1 protein-coding gene is annotated in these 1,728 nt (G+C 44.3%); it reads right to left on the reverse strand.

Annotated elements, in window-relative coordinates; translation table 11 throughout:
* Positions 1 to 607 precede the first annotated feature (607 nt).
* Positions 608 to 1,728 (reverse strand): M4 family metallopeptidase (locus C7R93_RS29360; RefSeq protein WP_106842106.1); only part of this gene is annotated, 1,121 nt, incomplete at its 5' end.

Below are 1,728 nucleotides of genomic sequence, written 5' to 3' on the forward strand. Positions count from 1 at the left end.
ATCCCACTCAGCGCTATAGACGATGCTTTCGGATTCGGCCTGCGCAGCCAGCGGCAGGAATGTGGAGGTACCTAATGCGAAGCTGAGTGTTACTGCAAAAACCGATTTCTTCATACTTAGTAATTCCTCCTTGGAAATAATTGTTTTTTATGTAAGTTTATAGTTGTTTATGTCTCTTATTATTTATCAAGATTCTGAATTTGAGAACAATTTTTTAACGACAAAAAAATCATTTCCTGAAAGAAATGATTAATTGGTAAATTTATTACAATTACACTTCCCTTATGATCCGATACACCTTGCGCGGCCTGGAACTTCTTGGCAATATTTGCAGGTGCGAAGCCAATTCGTGTGCATGAACCTCCTGAGACACACGCTTTTTCAGGATGCAATCGCGCATTGCCAGTGTCATGACGCTGAGTGAGGTAAGCTAGCTATCGCTCGTGTTTATTCGACAATCCCCGACGTGGATGCGATGTTATGCATTCGCGCTGATCAGGTAACATGTGGCACCAACATACAAAAAATTGCCTTGCCCCACAATAGGAGCAAAGCAATTTTTTAAATAGTACGAAAAATATTTCGTATAACAAAATATTCTACTTAATTATTGCACTCCAATTGCGTCATACGCATCTTTTACAGATTCTACTTGTTGGGAATTGGCGCCGAAAAGAACTATTGCGGATTGAATTGCTGCTTGTCGCATAGCGGAGAAATTAGAGTTTGGATTGAGGTAGTTTGTTAGAGCGTAGTAGTAGATTTTTGCTGTGTCATTGCGACCGATGCCTGTGACCGTTACACCGTGGTGTGAACCACCCTCTGAGAGGAGATATGCCGCTTTGTTGTTGATTCCGCTGTTAATGTGTACGCCGCCGTTATCATTTGGACCTGTGTATCGATCACTGTAGTGGTCAGGATCGCCAGCCACTGTCGGATCTTCGAGAGAGCGCAGTGCGTCTCCAGGCGTTCCTGGTGTGTATACATCTTCACCCATCAGCCAATCATCGTTGTCAATCATTGCCCCGAAGATGTCAGAGATGGATTCATTTAACGCACCGGACTCATTTTGATAGATCAGATTGGCTGTTTTTTCTGTAACGGCATGTGTTAATTCATGAGCGACGACATCCAAGCCAGCAGACAATGGGCGGAATACGCTTCCATCTCCATCCCCGTATACCATTTGCACGCCGTTCCAGAATGCGTTGTTGTAGTTGCTACCGTAATGGACAGTAGAAATCATTTTCGCACCCTTGTTGTCATAGCTGTTGCGGTTATGTGCGTTTTTGTAGTAATCGTAGGTTGTCTGTGCATAGGCATGCGCGTCAACAAGTGCTCCATCTGTCCAATTGTTATCGGTATCAGAGCCAAGCGTGCCTGGGAGGGTATATCTGTTTCGTGCGTTGTACGTCTCAATCCCTTTTCCGCGTGTCGTATCTTTCGTCGTGTAGTTTGTATTGCTTACTTTCGTTACTTCGAAGGACTTAGAGTCACCAAGCACCCCTGTACCAGTCCCTGTTATCTCATGGAGCATACTGTATTTGTTGATCACGTCACCAGAATTTGCATCGATGAAATACTTCCAACGCCCTGGCTGCGGATCGAGGAAATTCAGCTCCACCTCGTAAGCCAAATACGATTCATCTTCGTGGATGTAGATATAGAGGTTCCCTTTTGGCTTCACCTCGAACTTCTTCACTTCTTTGTCAATCTCATCCTCCAAAT

The sequence above is a fragment of the Brevibacillus fortis genome, assembly GCF_003013395.1.
Classification (GTDB): domain Bacteria; phylum Bacillota; class Bacilli; order Brevibacillales; family Brevibacillaceae; genus Brevibacillus; species Brevibacillus fortis.